Raw genomic sequence first — 19,174 nt, forward strand, 5'->3', positions numbered from 1 at the left:
ATTATCCTCCATATGAAGTGTGAGGCTTGGTAAGCTGTTTTACCTCGCGTGTAATTTCTTCACGAATGCTGTCAGGCACCATGGGGCCGAATGGGCTGAGACGGTTGACTCCTTCGGCAAGACCGTAGATGACTTCTCCGCTCGGGAGCTTGTTATCGACATACTGCTCCAAGATGATGCGATAGCATTGGCGAACATCCTGGATCAAGGAGGCGAGAACGTAATCCGGAGCGATGTATCGTTGGTCGGCAATATACCCGATTGTATACACCTTGGAACGCTGCGCTTCCGTAATGACCTCCAGATTAAAGCTGTCCCCTGTGGTGTAGATGACGTCGACTCCTTGGGCAATCATATGCTGAGTGGCCTTTACCGCGTTCTTGCTGTCATTAAAATCAGGGACAGTTTCCACGATTACCTTCGTTTTTAGTGATGCCTTTTTGACGCCCTCCCGAAAGCCCTTTGCTTGAGCCATCTCGGGTGGTTTATCGACGAGGATATAGCCCACCTTGTTTGTTTTCGACATTTTCGCTGCCAGCATACCGACCAGGCTACCAGCTGGTTTCATATCATAGCGAATCGTGGTCTGATTTTGATGAGGGGCTTTGCCATTAAAGGAAACAAAGTGAGAATGTGGATACTTGAGAGCGACTGACGAAAACGGTTCGGAAAAAATGACACCATGGCCAAGGATCAGATCATAATCGTTTGAAGCGAATTTTTCTGCGACGACTGTAATTTGATCAGGCTTTATGTGATTAGCAATTTCCAGTGAGAAACCGAATCGTTTCTGCATTTCCGTGATTGCCTCCAGCGCACTACTGTTCCAGCCCTGGTCGTAGCTAGGACCTTCGAGCAGTAGAGCGACGCGCAATTTTTCGGTCGTAGAACCTTGATCATTCAGTTCCCGAAGATGTTTCATGCTGGTAAGAAACTGACTGGTTATGAGCAGAAGCAGCCCGACGACTAAACCGGCAAACAAGACAGGGAATAGTTGTAGCTTAGGCATGGGAGAATCCTCCAACGAAAGTAAGTGCACATAAGAAATACGTGTTACCTCGACAAAAAGAAACATTTCTATTATATCGGATTTTCACCTGCTGGGAAAAAGAGTGAATAATAGAACGTCAGTGCACATGCATGGAAATAGTCAGGCGGGACAGCATATAGAGGAAAATACGTCCTGACAGGGAAAAGAAGGGAGCCATGCATACGTGGAGAAGGATTGGATTGAAATACAGAGTCCCGAGATACCTGATGAAGTGAGACAAGTGGAATTGCCAGAGATCGGAGAGACGACACCTCATCCCAAACCGGAGAGCCCACAGGCTTCACATGGAAGCTCGACGGTAACAGAGGGTGGAGGCACGGAGTCAACCGAGAAAATTGGGTTTATTTCGTAAGTAATTCGACAAAACAAGTCATTTTCTCTCGTGGACAAGCTCGTGAATTTTATGCAAAAGTAAGAAGTAGATGCGAGCGAGATTGATGCGAGGGGATAGGACACCGTGGCCCGATTGCTAATTGTAGATGACGCTGCCTTTACCAGACGAATGCTGACCGATATGTTGTCTGGACAACATGAGATCATTGGAGAGGCTAGCAATGGATTAGAAGCGATAGAGCAATATAAACGTCTGAAGCCTGACATTGTAACGATGGATATCACCATGCCGGTTATGCATGGTATTGACGCGATGAGGGAAATTTTGAATTACGATGAGGAAGCCAAGGTGCTAATCTGCTCCGCTATTGGACACAGGCAAAAGGTGCTGGAAGCGATGCAAACGGGAGCGCTCGACTTCGTCATCAAGCCGTTCCAGAAAGAACAAATTTTAGATGCGATCTCACGTCTTGTGTAATCATAGAAAAAAGCCGCCAGTTCCCAAGTGGATGGCGGCTTCCTCGTTGCCTTTACAAGCGAATCTCGGTTCCCAGACCTGCGGCTTTTGCCCGTTCATAGACGGTTTTGGCTACAGCGGTATCTAAATAGGCGATACCGACCGATTTGTACAGCGTAATTTCTTCAGTACTGTCACGGCCAGACTTCTCGCCGATGAGGATTTCCCCTAATTCCGCGTGCAAATGATCAAAGCTCCATTCACCGTGACTGATCGGGATAAGCAGATCGCCAGCTTCGTGCTCGGCGCCTTCGAGTGTATCCACCACGACTTTCCCACTCCGCTGCAAGGTAGTCAGATCAATCTCCTGCATGTGAGGAAGAAATGCGCCAATGGCGTTAATATGGGCACCTGGCTTCAGGCGATTCCCATCAAATAAGGGCGTAGTGGATTTGGTGCTGCAAATGACGATATCAGCATGTTCAACTGCATGATTGGCATCCTCTACTACAACAATCTCACCCTGCCAGCTCGGATACAGGGAATGCAGCTTTTCCTTCATTTCATCTGCCTTTGCACGCGTGCGGTTGTACAAATAGATTTCTGACAAGGAGCGGACCTCCATGACTGCCTGGATCTGACCGATCGATTGTGCACCGCAGCCGAGAACGGCACAGCTGCGCGCATCTTCCTTCGCCATGTATTTGGTGGCGACACCGCTGCTTGCTCCCGTGCGCATGACAGTCAAAAGGCTGGCCTCCATCATTGCGACATGCTGTCCCGTTTTGGCCTCTGTCAACAAAATCACACTCTGCAGGGCATTGATTCCGTGCTCGTGATTGTGCGGGAATATGCTGATGACTTTCACTGCAACATAGTCATCAGACTCCAAGTAGGATGGCATAAACAAGCTGGTGCCCTCGTATTTGGGGTGATCAATGGCTGTTCGGACAGGTGTTACAACACGTCCCTGTACGTGTTCGCGAAAAACATTCTCCACATCCTCCAGACATTGCTTCATCGAATAAATTTGCTCGATATTCTCTCTACTCAGTACTAGCATGGAGCTTCATCCTTTCTAGGCAGAGTCTAGTCTCGAAACATAATTTGAAGTGATACTTCAATATTTGTGGAAAAAAATAGCACCTGCGTTTTGGTGATAATAGTAAAGATTATAAGATGTATAGGAATTTGTATCAATAGTAAAAAAATGTTTCCTCAAATTTCATTTGCAGGAAAAGAATTCAAATCATCCGTTACTTTGCGCCTCTGTTAAATAAAGGGTATGATGTTTTTATGCAGATAGTAATTATAATCATTATTATTCAGCAATGCGCAGTTGCCAAAAAGACATGGAGTAGTCAGGTCTTCTAGGTTTTCTAAATCCTTTTTAGTTGGGGTACGATCATATGGAATCTAAAATAGGCAAATTGATAAAAGCTCTCCGTACAGGAAGACAGAAGACGCTTAAGCAGATATCTGAAAAGACGGAACTATCGATTAGCTTTCTGTCGCAGGTAGAGCGGGGTAAATCGTCGATTACACTGGAATCGCTGAAAAAAATATCAGAGGCATTAGAGGTAAGCCCAAGCTACTTCTTTTCGGAAAATTCCGTTCATGTAAAAAGCAATGTAAGAAGAGGAAGCCAGGAGCAGACGAAAAAGAATGACTTTTCTTTTGTGTTCGAGGATTTGTCGGGAAATCTGGCTAATCCTTCGATGGAGCCAATCCTGGTGACACTTCAGCCTCACGAGGACAAAGGAGTTCCGTTTATACACAAGGGACAAGAATTCGTCTATGTATTAGAGGGCGTTCTCACGCTTTTATTGGGTCAAGAGGAGCATGAGCTGCATCCTGGTGACAGTATTCATATGGAGTCGTCAACCCCTCACAACTGGTTGAATCGGACTGGGGAGCCTGTACGATTTCTTTGCGTGAACGCTTTCGATAAAGAATGAAGCGCAAAGTTTTTGTATAATAGAATCATACGTATTCTAGAGCGGTAAAGAGGTGGGATTTTGTCAGTGTCGCCCAACTATTTTCAGCAATACCAAGATGCCGATATGGATGAGTTAGCAGACGTAATCGGGGACCTGTTGCAGAACCCGATAACAGTAGAGGATGCGGACCATAAATTGATTGCGTACAGCTCACATGGAGACAGTACAGACCAGGCGCGATGGTCGACAATCATGGGACGCAGAGTACCGGAAAAAGTCTTGACCCGTTTGTGGAAAGACGGGGTTTTTCAGGAGCTGTTGACGCAGGATGACCCTGTGCATATACCAGCCAAGGACGAGGTTGGCTTGGGCAAAAGGGTCGCAATTGCCATTCGGCGGGGCAACGATGTGCTGGGCTACATTTGGGCGCAGGAAGTAAATCGGCCCATCACCCGTGACGATGATGAAATTTTGCGTCAAGCAGCAAAAGCGGCTGTCTCCCGGCTAATTCAAAGGCAAGGGAAGCGCAAGGCCGAGGAACAGCGCCGCAAAGAGTTTTTGTGGGAGCTTCTGCTTGGCAATCATCAAAGTGAAGCGATCATTCGGCAAAAAGCAGAAAGCCTGCAAATGCATCTGCCGACTTCTTATTTAATCTGCATTATTGAAGCAGCGGGGCTGAGGCTCGATCAATATTTGTACCCCTTGCTGATGCGTGACAAGCTGTTTTGGGTAGTGGACGGCTCCCAGATTATTTTGCTCATTGGTCTGACAGAGCCCAAAAAAGGGAAAAGCAACGTCTTGATTCGCAAGGTGGAGCAGTTTCTTTCTGATTCGCTTGGCAAGCTGGAGACACATGTCAGCGTGGGTCAAGTCATAGCTGGGTATGGGAGAAGCTACAAGTCGTATACGGAGATTGTGAAAAGCTACCAAGAAGCCCTGCATGCCGTCAAGATAAAAAAGCTGTTCCCGCGCGAAATTGCCGGCATCCACGGATATCATGAGCTGGGAATCTATCGGTACTTGTTGAAGTGCAAGCAGTGGGATGAGGAACAGGGCTATGAAAATGAACGGCTCGAAGTGCTGAAGCAATACGACCGCGACAATCAGACGGCGATGCAGGAAACGTTGGAAACCTTTTTAGATGCAGCCGGAAAGGTAAATGTGACGGCCCAGCGCCTTCATATCCATATCAATACATTGAGCTACCGACTTCGCCGCATCGAGGAGATTATGCAGGTTGATCTGGAGAATATGAATCAACGTACTTCGCTATACCTAGAGCTAAAGATGGCGAAGTTAAATGAAGAACAGTAGTTCGTTTGTGGATTTTCACAAATAGTAGGTTGCCAAAATTAAAGGAATCCCCAAGGAAAAGCACGTAAAAATAGCTGTACAATGATAATACTCTCATAAAAATACGGCTTTCCAAGGAGGACTACCTATCATGATCGTTGGAATTCCTAAAGAAATTAAAAATAACGAGAATCGCGTTGCGATTACTCCTGCAGGTGTAGCTGCATTCGTGCAAAGCGGCCATACTGTTCGTGTAGAAAACAATGCAGGCTTGGGCAGCGGATTTACCAATGAAGATTATACAGCAGTAGGTGCAGAAATTGCTGCTACAGCGGCTGACACGTGGGCAGCGGATATGGTATTGAAAGTTAAGGAACCGCTTCCATCTGAGTACGGCTTCTTCCGTGAAGACCTCATTTTGTTCACGTACTTGCACCTCGCTCCAGAGCCTGAGCTGACTCGTGCACTTCTGGAGAAAAAAGTAATTGCGATCGCATACGAAACAATCCAGCTCGACAACGGCGCTCTGCCACTTCTGATGCCGATGTCCGAAGTAGCAGGTCGTATGTCCGTACAAATCGGTGCACAATTCCTGGAAAAACAATACGGCGGAAAAGGTGTACTGCTCGGCGGCGTACCTGGCGTGCCAAAAGGTGAAGTAGTCGTTATCGGCGGCGGTATCGTAGGTACAAACGCTGCGAAAATGGCACTGGGATTGGGCGCAAACGTTACGATTATCGATGTAAACGCAGATCGCCTGCGTCAATTGGATGACCTGTTCCAAGGCCGCGTACAAACACTGATCTCCAACTCCTTTAACATTGCGAACGCAGTGAAAAAAGCAGACCTGTTGGTTGGTGCAGTACTCATTCCTGGCGCTCGTGCACCTCGTCTCGTAACCGAAGAGATGGTAAAACAAATGACACCAGGCTCCGTAATCGTAGACGTTGCGATTGACCAAGGTGGTTCTATCGAAACGATCGACCGTATTACTACGCACGATAACCCAACATACGAAAAGCATGGCGTTATCCACTATGCAGTAGCGAACATGCCTGGTGCGGTTTCCCGTACTTCCACGCTGGCATTGACCAACGTAACCATTCCTTACGCTCTGCAATTGGCTAACAAAGGCTATGCACAAGCGATCCGCGACAACAAGCCATTGGCTAAAGGCGTAAACGTGATTGCGGGTAAAGTAACGTATAAAGCGGTTGCTGACACACACAATCTCCCTTATGCAGCTGTTGAAGAAGTTCTCTTGGTAAAAAACTAAAGAATGTATAAAAGCTGCCTGTCTCTGAACGTAGAGATGGGCAGCTTTTTTTGTTCAAGGCAGGAGATGATCAGGATAGTGGTACCAGTTCAGCTTCATTTTGCCTGAATCGCTTAAACGTACATGAATGTTTACTTCGGCGAGAGCATCTGTCTTTATTTTATTGTTGTGGTTTTTAGCGAACTGCTTCCATGCATTAACATCGTGTTTGTACAGTGCTTCTTCAAAGCCGTAAAGATCAGTCCCGGCAGCAACGCCCTTCAGAAAGGTCCCTTTGATTTGCTTCTCGATCTGTACTTGCGCATCCTTTCTTATGTAATCAGCCGATATCTTTCCCATCAGCTCCCTGACAAAGCCGTTCATGTGAATATCTACACGAAAGCGAGGGTTTTCCCCTGCTTTTATGGGAGTAACGATAACCTTTACGTTCTGGATACGCAGGGTGGCTTTCGGTTTTTTGTCCTGCTCTATAATTAAACCAGCAAATTCCGTGTGGGGATTCATCCATCGCAGACCTAATAGATCGTTATTCGGGAAGAAACCGTTCCATTTGCCTCTGTACACCGCATGAATCCCATCGATGGTGAGGCGAGAAATGAAGTTCTCGTTTTCCTTCCAGGCGTACTTGTAAATGGAGATGTTCGGAATGATAACGGTATTGCTCGGCTCCCAAAAGCGGGAAATAAACGTGAAATAACGGATCGGCTCAATAAAAGAACGCTGCGCGTACACATCCTGCGGCTGATGCAAGAGGGATGTCAGTGGGGAGAAGCCGGTGACGGAGTGATTGCTGAGAACGTCCGGAATCGACTCTCTTGTTGCGAAGACCCACTTGGTATAGCGAAGCAGTCCATATCGATTCAAGATGTCAAAGGTTGCGATGACGTCTTTTTTAAGCATGCGCTCGTGATAAATAAGCGTGGATACAAAGCCATAGAACAGCGGAATTTGAGCATTCTTTTGCATATTATCCATGGCGCTTTGCAAAGTTTCGCCTCTGCCAATCGAGATGATGACGGGTGGGTCATTGGTACCCGGTGTTTCTTGTTTGGCTACGCTGGACAAATCCGTTGACTGTGCATACAGGACGTATTGGTTGTTTTCATAATCAATTCCGAATGCAGAGAGGTAGTTTAGATCCTGGATCGATTTTTGATCCCAGCAGCCACTTGTGAAGCTCACAGACAACAGCAGTACCAAGCATGCCATCAGTTGTCGCTTCATTTTATTCCCCCTTCTTGATTCCCCTGTTTGAAAATGCTAATCAGGGGACGGAATAAAACTTTGACAAGCGTATTCAAAAAATTGGAAGAATGATTCAGGACGTAAGGTCTTCCAAACGATGTAAGGGTAGACAAGTAATAGACCATAATCAAAAGACTAAGCACAAACCCGTATATTCCAAGTACAGAAGAGAGGAGAAAGACAGCAAAACGGGCTACCGTGACGGCACCACTCAAGGACTGATTGATCAGGGTAAAGGAAGCAACGACAGTCAGCGAGCCAATAAACAGCATGGAGGGAGAGGTAAGTCCTGCTCGGATGGACGCGTCTCCGATAATGAGTGCTCCTACGAGAGCGAGTGTTTGCCCGACTGTTTTGGGCAGACGAGCACCCGCTTCCCGCAGAAACTCAAAAATAAAGAGAATCCCGAATAACTCCATCGGAGCGGAGAATGGCAGTCCTTTTCTGCCTTGGGTAATGGTAGCGAGTAATTGAAAGGGAAACTCCTCCACATTGTAAGCAGACAAGGCAATCCAAAACCCTGGGAGAAAAACGCCGATAAAGATGCCTCCCAAACGCAAAATGCGCTCCAGCCATACATAGGCAATCGGATACTGATCATCCTCAGGAGATTTAATGAGCTCCAAAAGAGTTACGGGTGCAATCAAGGCGACGGGAGAGCCATCCACCATGACGATTATTTTTCCCTCAAACAGCATGTAGATGGCAAAGTCGGGACGTCCTGTGTAATCAAGAAGCGGAAAGAGAGAGGAGGTATGGTCACTCAATCTTTGCTCGAGAATCGCGCTATTAATGTTTTTTTTACTGTTACATTCAGCGAGTCGGTCACGCATGGTTACCACGAGGTCAGCAGGAGCTGCATCGCGCATGTATAGCATCGATACTCTGGTTCTGGAGCGTGTTCCGATTGTATACGACTCACAAGCTAGCGAGAGTGTCCGCATCCGCTTGCGAACGAGCGCGATATTGGCGCTTAAATCCTCGACAAATCCGTCTCGAGGTCCTTTGATGGACACTTCCGTATTTGCTTCTTCCGTGGTACGCTGCGGCCTGTTGGAAATATCCCACGTAAAAGGTGGTAAATCTGGCAGAAACAGCAACAAGTCCCCAGCAAATAAACGCTCCACCCAAAACTCTTGTTCATCTAGCAGAGGAATGAGTGGAAGGGAACGGAGGTCGCCTTTTGCTAAAAATTGATCGAGCTGTGGTAGTACAACCTCCTGCATATGCCTCACATCAGTAAGTCCCTCACAATACACAAGCAGACTCTGCTGTTCTTCACTCGAAACCAATCGCAAGAGAATGACATCTGAGCAATGGGCAAATAGTTCGTGTAGCTCAGCTTCACGACTCATGACCTGTATCCTCCTGTCTGCTTGATTGCCGTAGGGCTACTCCACCTAAGATGAGTGAGATGGCTAAGATAACGACCAAAAATAGTGGGTAATAAACCTTTGATAGAAAAGACACAAATTCCATATCACTGAAAGGAAAGCTGGTGATCATAATCATGCTGCCGCCAAGAAAAAGTAGCAGCGGCCATTTTTTTGCATAGGAGCGCACTTGCAAGAGCTCACAAATTAATAGATAGCACAGTGAGATGCGCACAAATGACCCGGAGAGCCATTGGTAGATGGCGAAGAACTCCGTGTTTTCGATATCCTTGCCGATTGTAAGCAAGCGCCACTGTTCGAAGGCGGGAAAGCGCTGATGGGTGGACTCGATGGGACCAAATTCAGCGATAGCTCCAGTCAATGGACTGAGGGTGAGCATTACAATGATGAATACAAGCAGAATATAGTGAGTCAGTCGCAGTTGGGCCCGCACATGATGCTGGAGCAAGAGCAGGACAAACAATTCAACAAAGCCCCCGCCTGCATAGATCATCCCGTGCAGCATCGGGGTATATCCATGTTGAAACAGTGGCAGAAGCAAACTGTAGTCTTTTTTAGGAACATTCCCAAAAGCAACCAAAAATCCAAGGATGGCTACAGCTGGGAGCAGCATGCCGGCCGTGATGCCGAGCGGAGCTATTCCTCGATGAGCTGCAATCACGCAAAAAACGATCAGTGCAAAGGCAGTCACCCACTCTGGAGTTCGAGGCAAATAATTAACGGTGGTCCATGTTTGTGTATCAATCAGGCTGACTAAAGCCATTAAATACAGGGCGAGTATGAGCGGAGTCACAACTATGTAGCTGACAAGCTTACTCGAGTTGCGAGTAAGCCATACAGACAATGGCTGTTGTTTGAGACGGCGATTGATAAAAGCCAGAATGATTGCCCAAAAGGTAAAGGGAATGGCGGTGAGAAGAACGCTTACCCATGAGTCGCGACCCGCCTTGCTGAGTAATAGAGGAATGACGGTTACATGATTGGTGATGCCTACTGTCAGCATGATCATCATGATTGCTTGGCCAATCCCGATTTTTCCGTCCACTTTCATAGCGGTTCCTCGTCATCTCCAAGAATGGTAGTGCTGTTATGATTTACCTGCCCGCTTGGAAATATGTATCTCCGTATAGAGGTACCTCGCACAAGTAAAGTATGGTATTCTACTATGAGGAAAAATGGAGCGAGGAGTGCAACCAGATGTATCAGCTTATACGAAAGTATCTGTTTCAGCAGGACGCGGAAGAAATTCATGAGAAGACGATTCATGCCCTGAAGCTGGTGGAGGATTCGGCTCCAGGCAAAAACCTGTTAAAATTGGTTTTCCAGCTGCGAGATGAGCGTTTGGAGACAAAGCTATGGGGTCTAACCTTCCCCAACCCTGTAGGCTTGGCAGCTGGATTTGATAAAAACGCAGAAGTCTATCATGCGTTGGGTGCGCTCGGTTTTGGGTTTGTAGAGGTAGGTACACTCACCCCGCAGGGACAGCCAGGTAATCCAAAGCCTCGCGTGTTCCGCCTACCTGAGCATCAAGCAGTCATCAACCGGATGGGCTTTAACAATCAAGGGGCGTATTTGGCGTCACAGCGCTTGATTGACTATGCATATTCCGATATTCCGATCGGGATCAACATCGGGAAAAACAAAATGACACCAAACGAAGAAGCTGCCAGCGACTACAGCAAATGTATGGACATGCTGTACTCTTACGGCCATTATTTCGTAATCAATATCAGTTCACCGAATACGCCAAATCTTCGAGATTTGCAGGAGACAGAGAGCATGCGCTTGCTTGTTCGTGCGGTACGTGAAAAAGCGGCGGAGATGGAAGTGCGCGGTGTAAAGAAAAAGCCGATCTTGCTCAAGGTTGCTCCTGACATGACAGATGAGCAAATGCGTGATGTTGTACACGCTGCCGTAGAGGAAGGGATCTCTGGAATTATTGCTACCAATACGACGCTTTCTCGTGAAGCCGTGAAAAATCACCGTCATGCAGATGAAGCGGGCGGATTGAGTGGAAGACCACTAACAGAGCGTTCTACTGCTTGGGTAAAAGAAATCTATCAGGAAATTGGTGACAAGGTACCTGTCATTGGCGTAGGTGGTATTTATACCGGTGAGGACGCTTATGAAAAAATTCGCGCCGGGGCCAGCCTGGTTCAGGTTTACACAGGAATGATTTATCAAGGTCCTGGGATTCCGAAGCAAATTAATAAAAAGCTTCTGCAGCTAATGAAGCGCGATGGATTTACCCATATCAGTGAAGCTGTTGGAGTCGACGCAAAAGCATAAACATTTCACATAACTGCGAGCAGAACCTGTCCAAGCGGTCGACAATCTGCTCGCATCCTTTATTTTGTGCTCTTTTTCTTTACTTCTCTTTTCGTTATAATGAGAGAGGACAATTCATCATTGTCTGAAAATTTCATATTGTTGGCATTAGGTGCCTTTATGGGAGTTGAACCATAGAGGGTAACAGGGAATCGGGTGAAAGTCCCGAGCGGTCCCGCCACTGTAACCAGGGAGTTCTCTTTGACAGAAATCCACTCATATCTTATATGGGGAAGGACAAAGAGCGCATCGATCTGGAAGCCAGGAGACCTACCTAGCAGCCACACCCGGATACCTTCGCGGAAAGGAGCGGTGAATACGAGGCAATATGACTGAATGAATGGTCTATTGTTTTGTGCGCGCAAATCTCGTCTTCGTGTAGATGGGATTTTTTTGTTTGGTGAAATAAGCAAGGAAAGAAAAGGGGAAAAGGAGGAAGTCGAATGAATCGGTCGCGGATTGTATCAACATGCTTATTAATTGCCGGATTTGTTTTTTATTTTCTAGTGAATGAACCTCAGACAGGACATGCGATGCACATCATGGAAGGATATTTGCCAATCTCCTGGGCACTGTTCTGGTGGGTAGTCTTCTTGCCGTTTTTTATTCTCGGATTGCGTTCCATTAACAAGATCGTCAAAGAACATCCACAAATGAAACTGCTTTTGGGGGTATCAGGTGCCTTTGCATTTGTGCTTTCAGCGCTTAAAATCCCGTCGGTGACGGGTAGTAGCTCACATCCGACGGGAACCGGTCTCGGAGCGATCATGTTTGGTCCTCTGGCGATGTCTGTTTTGGGAAGCTTGGTTCTGTTGTTTCAAGCGCTTTTATTGGCTCACGGAGGGTTAACGACACTAGGAGCAAACGCTGTATCTATGGCAGTAGTAGGCCCGATGGTTGCTTACGGTATTTATCGTTTGATCATGCGAGCAAATGGCAGTCAACGTCTCGCTGTATTCTCGGCAGCTGCCTTAGCTGATTTGGCTACATATGTTGTCACCTCGATCCAATTGGCATTGGCGTTTCCAGCTGAAACAGGTGGAGTGCTGGCTTCCTTCGCGAAATTCGCGAGCATTTTTGCCTTTACCCAAATTCCGTTGGCGATTAGTGAAGGCTTGCTGACCGTTCTTGTCTGGAACTGGCTGCAATCTTATAACGCAAAAGAATTGTCCCAATTACGCTTGCTGAAACGGGAGGAAACGCTGTGAAAAAGGGATTAAACTGGCTGTTACTGTTAGGAGTAGTCGTACTGGCTGTCCTGCCATTGGTATTGGTTCAGGATTCGGAATTCGGTGGAGCCGATGGAGCAGCAGAAGAAGCAATCAAGGAAATCTCGCCTACCTATGAGCCATGGTTCCAGCCTCTTCTGGAGCCGCCAGGAGGAGAAACGGAAAGTCTGCTGTTTGCTGTTCAGGCCGCTCTTGGTGCAGGCGTCATCGGTTACGCGATGGGATTGTACAAGGGACGGCTGGATAAGTCGAAAAAATGAAATGGCAGCAGCTTGATTCCCTTTCCTATCAAAATCGACTGAGGCAGCTTCCGCCGGAGCACAAGCTTTTGTTTGGTTGCGCGCTGCTGCTTCTTGTTCTCTTAGGGCATGCACTGGTGCAAATGCTTGTATTTGTGTGGATAGGGGTGTGGGTGGTCGGTTACGCCCGCATCCCTGTCCGTTCTTATTTTCTCTTTTTACTTTTGTCGACCTCCTTCTTTGTTGCGGGACTCCCCGCTCTGCTCATTGATTGGGTAAAAGCAGGAGTGGAGCTGCAAAATGTAGAGCTGCTGGCAGCGTGGAAGGTCGGTTCGTATGTGGTTTATATTTCGTCTGCAGCGCTTGGCAAGGTCTATGTTTTATTTTGGCGTACCATGGCGAGCTTGAGCTGCTTTGCGTTCATCCTGTTTACAGTACCCTTTGCGGAAATATTGCAGGTGCTGCGCAGGATCGGGGTACCGTCGATTTTGACTGATCTCTTAATGATCATGTACCGATTTATTTTTGTTCTGCTGCAAACGTCATACCAGCTCTGGATTGCACAGCGTTCCCGAGGTGGTCATCAAGGCTTTAAAGCGATGCTGCGAGACGCAGGGATGCTGGCAGCGCAGCTATTTATTCGCGCCATGCGTAAATACGAGGCGCTTTACAAGGGGATGTCAGCCAGAGGATTTGCGGACAGCTTTGATGTACTCAGCTTGCAATCACATGTCCGGTCGCCTCGCTATGAAAGGGAGTCCATAGCAGGCTGTATCATGTTGATTCTGCTCGAAGGCTGGACAGGGGGTTGGTGGTTTTGACACTATTGGAATTTCATGATCTGCACTACTCGTATGCGGGGGGCAGAGGACCTGTCCTGCGGGGTGTATCGTTTGGTATACCCGAGGGGAAAAAATGTGTTCTTTTAGGTCGCAATGGCTGCGGCAAGTCCACCTTGTTTCTCCACGGAAACGGCATTATTCAGCCACAAAAAGGGCAGGTCTCATGGAGAGGGACGCCGTTTGTCTACAAGCGCTCAGCTCTGCAGGAAATGACGCAAAGAGTGGGGCTGGTTTTCCAGGACCCGGAGCACCAGCTGATCGCAAGTACGGTGTCGGAGGATATTTCGTACGGCTTGTGTAATCGCAAGCTGCCTCCTGAGGTCATTCGGGCAAAAGTTGAGAGCATTTTAGACGTCTTCGGATTGCGAGAGCTGGCTGACGCGCCGATTCATCATCTAAGCCTCGGACAAAAGCGACGCCTTGCTTTGGCAGGAGTCATGGTGCTGGAGCCGGAGCTGCTTCTCCTGGATGAGCCAACAGCGTATCTTGACCGCTACCAGACGAAAAATTTGCTCAGGGAGCTCGATCATATCCATCAGAGCGGGACGACTGTACTGATGGCGACTCACGATATGGACATCGCTTTCGAATGGGCGGAATGGATTTGCGTGATGGACGAGGGCAAGCTGGTATTTGCAGGTGAGCCACAGGAAGCTTTAGCCAAACGAGAAATGCTAGAGAGCCTGCATTTGGGGATGCCACAAATCGCAGAAATTTGGGACGCTTTGCCCGATACTATCAAGCAAGGAATGGATGGAAGTATCCCTAGATCCGTTGATGAGCTAAAGCAAAGACTCGCTGGTAGGTTGGTCAGCAGTCGCTGAAGCGCAAAGGCACATGAAGCCTGAAACCTGTTTGTATTTTTGACGAGTTATGGTAATATGGGAGACAAATATGTAAATTATGTTTTACAAAAAGCAGAATACATGGAAGCAGCGCTAACGTAAACTAAAAAAGACCGCAGGTGTTGGCGCACCCACGGTCACTACAATAGACGTTCCCCACAGGGGGGCGGCTCAGCAAGTAACAGGTTTTTAAACGCAGATCACCCGGCTGGCAGGCTCAAGGGTGATCTATTTCTTTTTGGGGAAAGACAGCATGGCCACAATAAGCGTGCCAAAAGCAATCATCAGGCTTATCGCTTCATACACTGTCATTTTTCTCACCCCCTTTGTTCAGGAGATGAGCCGACCACCCTTAAGGAGCTATGCTATTGTATTAGGAAAATAATAGCATGTTTTGTGTCCGAACGAATAGTACAACCCCACCAATGACATCCTATATCGCAAATGACAAAGGGGGGCAAGCGAATGAAAGACGATATGATTATGGGTACTTCCGTCTCCAATCCACCTGAGCGAAATGTATCCGGCAAAATAAAGAACGAGCTTATGTTTAACGTTCTGGAGCATGAAATGACCAAGAATGAAAAAATTGAAAAGCAAAAGGAAGATTATTTGATAAAAGGAAAAGAGTAAACAGCAAAAGGAAGTACCTGAAAAAGCTCCCCATCTACATGGCGAGCTTTTTTGTCGTGCTCTAACTGTCTTCTGCTTGATTATGAATCATTTTTCGTGAACAGGATCAAATACCGTTCCTTGATTGCTAAACTACATGTTTGAATAATAACGAGCCGGGAATAGAGTAATTAACACATGTCCAAGCAATAAAGGAGAAAGAAAGATGAGGGTAACCATTCGGAAAAAACTAATTATTGTCTGCTTGCTTTTATTGGCCATTCCTACATTAGTGACAGGCATCATCGGCTATTCAGTTGCAAAGGAAGGACTGAATGAGCTGTCTCAAACAGGTCTGAAGAATTCAGCCCGCCTTGTAATCTCGATGATTGATGTTATCAACCAGGATGTAAAAAGCGGCAAAATATCGTTGGAAGAAGCGCAAGAGTTGGTGAAGACGCGCATCCTCGGTCCCAAAACCGCTGACGGCAAACGAACGATTACAAAGGAATACGACTTTGGGAAAAATGGCTACATGTTTGTATATGATCAAAAAGGAAACCTGATTCTCCATCCCAATTCGGAAGGTCAAAATTTCTGGGATAAACAAGACCCGGATGGCGTTTATTTTGCCAGGGGCTTTATCGAGCAAGGCTTGAACGGAGGGGGCTTTACTTACTACCAATGGCCTTTGCCAGACGATCCGGATGTCCTTGAACCGAAAATTGCCTATTCGCAAGTCGATCCGAATTGGGGCTGGATCATTATTGTTGGCTCGTATATGAGCGATTACAATAGCCATGCGGATCAAATTGTTTTTATGCTGTTGATTATTACAGGTTGTGCCCTGCTTGTGGGAACAACGATTGTTGTTTTGTTTGCCAACCATATCGCAAAACCGCTCGTGAAGCTGACAGCTCTTGTGAAGCGAATGGATGATGGCGATTTGACGGTGGAGCCTTTGCAGATTAAAAACAAGGATGAGATCGGACAGCTATGTGACAGCTTCAATGGCATGTCATTGAAATGGAGAGAAATCATCGGTGATGTCGCAGAGACCTCCCAACAGCTGGCGGCATCTTCAGAGCAATTGGCAGCCAGCAGCGAGCAGACGGAGAGAGCGACAGAGCAGATCGCCCAGGCGATCCAAGAAGTATCGATCGGGGCAGAAAAGCAAACTGTCAATATGAAGGACGCGGATGATCGTGTGACAGAGGTTTCTACGCGCTTGCAGCAATTGAGCTCTTCGATGGCTTCTGTAGCTGCGCTGGCTACGAAAACAAACCAAAAGGCGTCTAATGGCAATGACGTTGTAGCGCAGACGATTAATCAGATCAGTCTCATTAGCCAGACGTCGTCAACGACAGCGGATGATATTATCCATTTGAATGAAAAATCCAAGCATATTACGCATATCGTTGAAGTTATTACGCAAATTGCCAACCAAACGAATCTTTTGGCATTGAATGCTGCGATCGAGGCAGCGAGAGCGGGTGAGCACGGTCGAGGATTTGCTGTCGTTGCCGATGAGGTACGCAAACTGGCGGAGGAATCAGCGAAAGCAGCCGGGGATATCAGGGCCATCATCGAGCAGGTCCAATTGGATACCGAGCAAGCCGTTAGTCGTATGCAGGACGGAACAGCTGTCGTTCAGGATGGAATAACCATGATTGAGCAGACGGGAGAGCTGTTTATTGATATTGTCAAAATGATCGAGGACATCTCACAGGAATCACAAGAAGTGGTGGGAATTGTAGAGGCGATTCATGCAGAGTCACAAATCATGGTCGAGTCGATCCAGGAGGTTTCCCAAATTACGGAGCAATCCTCTGGCAACATTCAAAATATCGCTGCCGCTTCAGAGGAGCAAAATGCGACGATGGAGGAGGTTTCTGCTACAGCGGGGGCATTAAGCAAAATGGCACTCGACCTGCAGGATTCACTGAGTCGCTTTAAAATTTAAACGAGCAATGGCCCTTCTCATGTAGGAGGGCTTTTTGCTTGGGAGAGAATAAGGGAAGGCTTTTTACAGGGGGCTGGCTTCAGCCTCGTGAATCATAGTAAACTCATTATTTTTCCATTGGTAGACGCGCTCAAGGTATTTTCCAATCGAGTTGTTGTAATGAACGGTTTTAAAGGAGTCGGGGCTAACCTGCACAAACAAGACAGAATAACCGCGCTCCGAGCTGACAAGCTCATTTTTTGAGTCCATCGGCAGATGCTCGATTTTCCCATTCCTTATCGTAAACAGCTTGTAGATGAAAAGATTGCTGGACGCATACTGCCCGATCGAAAAATCAATATGTCCATCATCATTGTAATCGGCAAAAGCGAAGGAAAACGATTTTTGGAACAGCAGCTCATCGAACGAATCATTCAAGCGGTATGACGAAAGGATGCTTCTCTGCTCGTCAAGCAGCTGGAGATCAAATGTACCCGTCCAGTTAGGGCCAGTAAAGGGGCCAGGCTCTTGCTCGACTCGATACTGTCCATCCGTCATAACCAGCACAAGATACTTTGCTTTTGAATCTCCAGCCATTTTCCTATCGAGTGGCGCTTCGGCTAGAATCGTTGGAGTATGGTTGACGGTAACTCCACTGACGCTGCTTGAAGTGCTGCTGCCAACGGAAAACGGCATTAAAAAGACGAATAGCATGACTGCTGCGAACACCTGATTCATGGGTCTATTCCTCCAAAGGAAAACATCGTTTTTGCTTCGCATTCTTTTGCATAATGAATTCTTCCTTCAACCGCATCGCTTCTTCCATGTCGATCTCATAGTAGTTCGCCAGTGCCAAGACGTAGTAGAGGACGTCGTAGAGCTCTTCCTCGATGGTGCCTTTGATGCTTCCTGTTTCAGCCAGGCGAGAGCCTTTTCTGATTGCTTCTGAAAGTTCGCCAACTTCTTCTACGAGCTTGAAAAAGTACGCCTGCTTGTTCTTGGGGCGAGAACTATTTTGCTGGATATAGGCTTGAAGCTCCTTTAGGGAGTAGGATTCCATTTCTGCACATCCCTCCTTTTACCAATCATACGCTTATTGTAGTTTACCGAGGGCACTGAGGTAAATATATGGGTAAAAATGGGAAAAGGCCTTGTGATGCACTCAAACTATTGCTAGAATGAAAAAAATTACGAGATTTACTATAAAAATGAAGGAGGAGGGGCATTATGCATCCAAAGAAAGTCCCCCGTTAATCCCGAGGTCCACCATTCATGTACTTATGTCAATCCACCCCAATAATGACTAAGGGAGATGTAAGCATATGAACATGAATGGACCCGTAGAAATGTCAAAAAGCGAAAGATTTCAAACCTGCCACGAAATTGCTTCGAGATTGCAAGAAGTTTACGGAGAAAAGGTTTTAGCCATTGGGGTCTATGGATCTGTTTCCAGAGGTACAGATGGGCCTTTTTCGGACATCGAGATGTTTTGTGTACTTGATGAGTCTGGTGAAGAGACAGATTTTAGCTATGAATGGTCAGCGGGACCGTGGAAAGCCGAAGTGAATGTACTAAGTGCAGGCGTCATTTTATCTACAGCAGCTACTGTCGAAGGAGAGTGGCCACTGACGCATAGTCCTTTCTTTTCTCCGCTGAGCCTGTATGATCCAAAAGGATTTTTTGCGGAGCTCAAAAAAGCGGCAGAATCACCCACCACCCATGACTTCACGAACACTATTAACGAAGTGCTCGTAGGCGAAATGTACGAGTTTATTGGAAAGCTGAGAAATATTAGCGTGAATGGCCCGAGCACCTACTTGCCTTATTTGACCATGGAGTTTGCAAAGTACGGTGCGATGCTGATTGGACTGCATAATCAAAAACGGTACTCGACCGGAGCGATGGTGTTGCCGGAGGCTTTGGAGCTGCCGGATCGACCTGCTGGCTTCGACAAGGTAGCGAAACTGGTGATGTCAGGAAATCTGTCAGATCCGTCGGAATTACTATCTGCCTGCGAAGATTTTTGGAATGGAATCACCGAGTGGGCGGTTGAACATAATTACACGATTCATTCAGAGCGAATTCCTTTTTGAGTCAAAAAATGAGACCCTTTTGCGAGGGGTCTCATTTTTTATGCAAAAAAACACC

At 47.0% G+C, this 19,174-nt stretch carries 21 protein-coding genes and 1 riboswitch; of the genes, 13 read left to right on the forward strand and 8 right to left on the reverse strand.

Annotated elements, in window-relative coordinates; genetic code table 11:
* Position 1: 1 nt before the first annotated feature.
* On the reverse strand, positions 2-1,009 hold the full coding sequence (locus C3B52_RS00405; RefSeq protein WP_103104119.1) for a BMP family ABC transporter substrate-binding protein: 1,008 nt from the start codon (positions 1,007-1,009) through the stop codon (positions 2-4).
* Positions 1,010-1,214: 205 nt separating this feature from the next.
* Between C3B52_RS00405 and C3B52_RS00410 the strand changes: the two genes are divergently transcribed.
* Both C3B52_RS00410 and C3B52_RS00415 read left to right on the forward strand, forming a co-directional pair.
* Complete coding sequence (locus C3B52_RS00410) at positions 1,215-1,403, forward strand: hypothetical protein (RefSeq protein ID WP_103104120.1); 189 nt, start codon at positions 1,215-1,217, stop codon at positions 1,401-1,403.
* A 105-nt stretch (positions 1,404-1,508) separates the two neighbouring features.
* Complete coding sequence (locus C3B52_RS00415) at positions 1,509-1,862, forward strand: response regulator (RefSeq protein WP_103104121.1); 354 nt, start codon at positions 1,509-1,511, stop codon at positions 1,860-1,862.
* A 52-nt stretch (positions 1,863-1,914) separates the two neighbouring features.
* On the opposite strand, the gene C3B52_RS00420 is transcribed toward C3B52_RS00415, so the two are convergent.
* Positions 1,915-2,904 (reverse strand): ornithine cyclodeaminase family protein, encoded by a 990-nt coding sequence (locus C3B52_RS00420; RefSeq protein WP_103104122.1) that lies wholly within the window; start codon positions 2,902-2,904, stop codon positions 1,915-1,917.
* 346 nt (positions 2,905-3,250) lie between these two features.
* Between C3B52_RS00420 and C3B52_RS00425 the strand changes: the two genes are divergently transcribed.
* From C3B52_RS00425 to ald, 3 genes are all read left to right on the forward strand, one after another.
* Entirely contained in the window at positions 3,251-3,799 is a 549-nt protein-coding gene (locus C3B52_RS00425; protein ID WP_103104123.1) for a helix-turn-helix domain-containing protein, read from the forward strand.
* A gap of 60 nt (positions 3,800-3,859) precedes the next feature.
* Entirely contained in the window at positions 3,860-5,095 is a 1,236-nt protein-coding gene (locus C3B52_RS00430) for a PucR family transcriptional regulator (RefSeq protein ID WP_103104124.1), read from the forward strand.
* A gap of 130 nt (positions 5,096-5,225) precedes the next feature.
* Positions 5,226-6,350, forward strand: coding sequence for an alanine dehydrogenase (gene ald, locus C3B52_RS00435; protein WP_103104125.1), 1,125 nt, complete (start codon positions 5,226-5,228; stop codon positions 6,348-6,350).
* Between the two features lie 54 nt (positions 6,351-6,404).
* Here ald and C3B52_RS00440 read toward each other — a convergent pair whose 3' ends face one another.
* The 3 genes from C3B52_RS00440 to C3B52_RS00450 are packed head-to-tail and all read right to left on the reverse strand — an operon-like array spanning position 6,405 to position 10,040.
* Complete coding sequence (locus C3B52_RS00440) at positions 6,405-7,574, reverse strand: Ger(x)C family spore germination protein (protein ID WP_103104126.1); 1,170 nt, start codon at positions 7,572-7,574, stop codon at positions 6,405-6,407.
* The gene (locus C3B52_RS00445; protein ID WP_103104127.1) at positions 7,571-8,950 is read right to left on the reverse strand and encodes a spore germination protein; all 1,380 of its coding nucleotides are present in this window, start codon (positions 8,948-8,950) and stop codon (positions 7,571-7,573) included. Before C3B52_RS00445 ends, C3B52_RS00440 begins: the two co-directional genes overlap by 4 nt.
* Positions 8,940-10,040 (reverse strand): endospore germination permease, encoded by a 1,101-nt coding sequence (locus tag C3B52_RS00450; RefSeq protein WP_103104128.1) that lies wholly within the window; start codon positions 10,038-10,040, stop codon positions 8,940-8,942. The genes C3B52_RS00445 and C3B52_RS00450 overlap by 11 nt, the downstream gene beginning before the upstream one ends.
* Positions 10,041-10,186: 146 nt before the next feature.
* Here C3B52_RS00450 and C3B52_RS00455 point away from each other — a divergent pair, with 146 nt between their 5' ends.
* The 5 genes from C3B52_RS00455 to C3B52_RS00475 all read left to right on the forward strand — a co-directional run bounded on the left by C3B52_RS00455 (position 10,187) and on the right by C3B52_RS00475 (position 14,451).
* On the forward strand, positions 10,187-11,278 hold the full coding sequence (locus C3B52_RS00455) for a quinone-dependent dihydroorotate dehydrogenase (RefSeq protein WP_103104129.1): 1,092 nt from the start codon (positions 10,187-10,189) through the stop codon (positions 11,276-11,278).
* A gap of 132 nt (positions 11,279-11,410) precedes the next feature.
* Positions 11,411-11,609: riboswitch (cobalamin riboswitch) on the forward strand.
* A gap of 151 nt (positions 11,610-11,760) precedes the next feature.
* Complete coding sequence (locus tag C3B52_RS00460) at positions 11,761-12,525, forward strand: energy-coupling factor ABC transporter permease (RefSeq protein WP_103104130.1); 765 nt, start codon at positions 11,761-11,763, stop codon at positions 12,523-12,525.
* Positions 12,522-12,806 carry an energy-coupling factor ABC transporter substrate-binding protein gene (locus C3B52_RS00465; RefSeq protein WP_103104131.1) on the forward strand — a complete coding sequence of 95 codons (285 nt, stop codon included), beginning with the start codon at positions 12,522-12,524 and terminating at the stop codon, positions 12,804-12,806. Before C3B52_RS00460 ends, C3B52_RS00465 begins: the two co-directional genes overlap by 4 nt.
* On the forward strand, positions 12,803-13,606 hold the full coding sequence (gene cbiQ, locus C3B52_RS00470) for a cobalt ECF transporter T component CbiQ (RefSeq protein WP_103104132.1): 804 nt from the start codon (positions 12,803-12,805) through the stop codon (positions 13,604-13,606). The genes C3B52_RS00465 and cbiQ overlap by 4 nt, the downstream gene beginning before the upstream one ends.
* A complete protein-coding gene (locus tag C3B52_RS00475) occupies positions 13,603-14,451 on the forward strand; it encodes an energy-coupling factor ABC transporter ATP-binding protein (RefSeq protein ID WP_373419701.1) in 849 nt (282 codons plus the stop codon). Before cbiQ ends, C3B52_RS00475 begins: the two co-directional genes overlap by 4 nt.
* A gap of 249 nt (positions 14,452-14,700) precedes the next feature.
* On the opposite strand, the gene C3B52_RS38125 is transcribed toward C3B52_RS00475, so the two are convergent.
* Positions 14,701-14,784, reverse strand: coding sequence for a putative holin-like toxin (locus C3B52_RS38125; protein ID WP_373419706.1), 84 nt, complete (start codon positions 14,782-14,784; stop codon positions 14,701-14,703).
* Positions 14,785-14,937: 153 nt separating this feature from the next.
* Here C3B52_RS38125 and C3B52_RS36285 point away from each other — a divergent pair, with 153 nt between their 5' ends.
* Together C3B52_RS36285 and C3B52_RS00480 are read left to right on the forward strand one after the other, a co-directional pair.
* Positions 14,938-15,105, forward strand: a complete 168-nt coding sequence (locus C3B52_RS36285) for a hypothetical protein (protein ID WP_164684650.1) — start codon at positions 14,938-14,940, stop codon at positions 15,103-15,105.
* Positions 15,106-15,310: 205 nt separating this feature from the next.
* Positions 15,311-17,047 (forward strand): methyl-accepting chemotaxis protein, encoded by a 1,737-nt coding sequence (locus C3B52_RS00480; RefSeq protein ID WP_103104134.1) that lies wholly within the window; start codon positions 15,311-15,313, stop codon positions 17,045-17,047.
* A gap of 63 nt (positions 17,048-17,110) precedes the next feature.
* Here the strand turns inward: C3B52_RS00480 and C3B52_RS00485 are convergent, their stop codons facing one another.
* Together C3B52_RS00485 and C3B52_RS00490 are read right to left on the reverse strand one after the other, a co-directional pair.
* The gene (locus C3B52_RS00485) at positions 17,111-17,764 is read right to left on the reverse strand and encodes a hypothetical protein (protein WP_103104135.1); all 654 of its coding nucleotides are present in this window, start codon (positions 17,762-17,764) and stop codon (positions 17,111-17,113) included.
* Positions 17,765-17,768: 4 nt separating this feature from the next.
* Positions 17,769-18,086: a MazG nucleotide pyrophosphohydrolase domain-containing protein gene (locus C3B52_RS00490; protein WP_103104136.1), complete on the reverse strand. Its 318-nt coding sequence runs from the start codon at positions 18,084-18,086 to the stop codon at positions 17,769-17,771.
* A gap of 262 nt (positions 18,087-18,348) precedes the next feature.
* Here C3B52_RS00490 and C3B52_RS00495 point away from each other — a divergent pair, with 262 nt between their 5' ends.
* Positions 18,349-19,119, forward strand: coding sequence for an ANT(4')-I family aminoglycoside nucleotidyltransferase (locus C3B52_RS00495; RefSeq protein ID WP_103104137.1), 771 nt, complete (start codon positions 18,349-18,351; stop codon positions 19,117-19,119).
* The last annotated feature ends 55 nt before the right edge of the window (positions 19,120-19,174 follow it).

This window comes from Brevibacillus reuszeri, assembly GCF_002897295.1.
Classification (GTDB): domain Bacteria; phylum Bacillota; class Bacilli; order Brevibacillales; family Brevibacillaceae; genus Brevibacillus; species Brevibacillus reuszeri_A.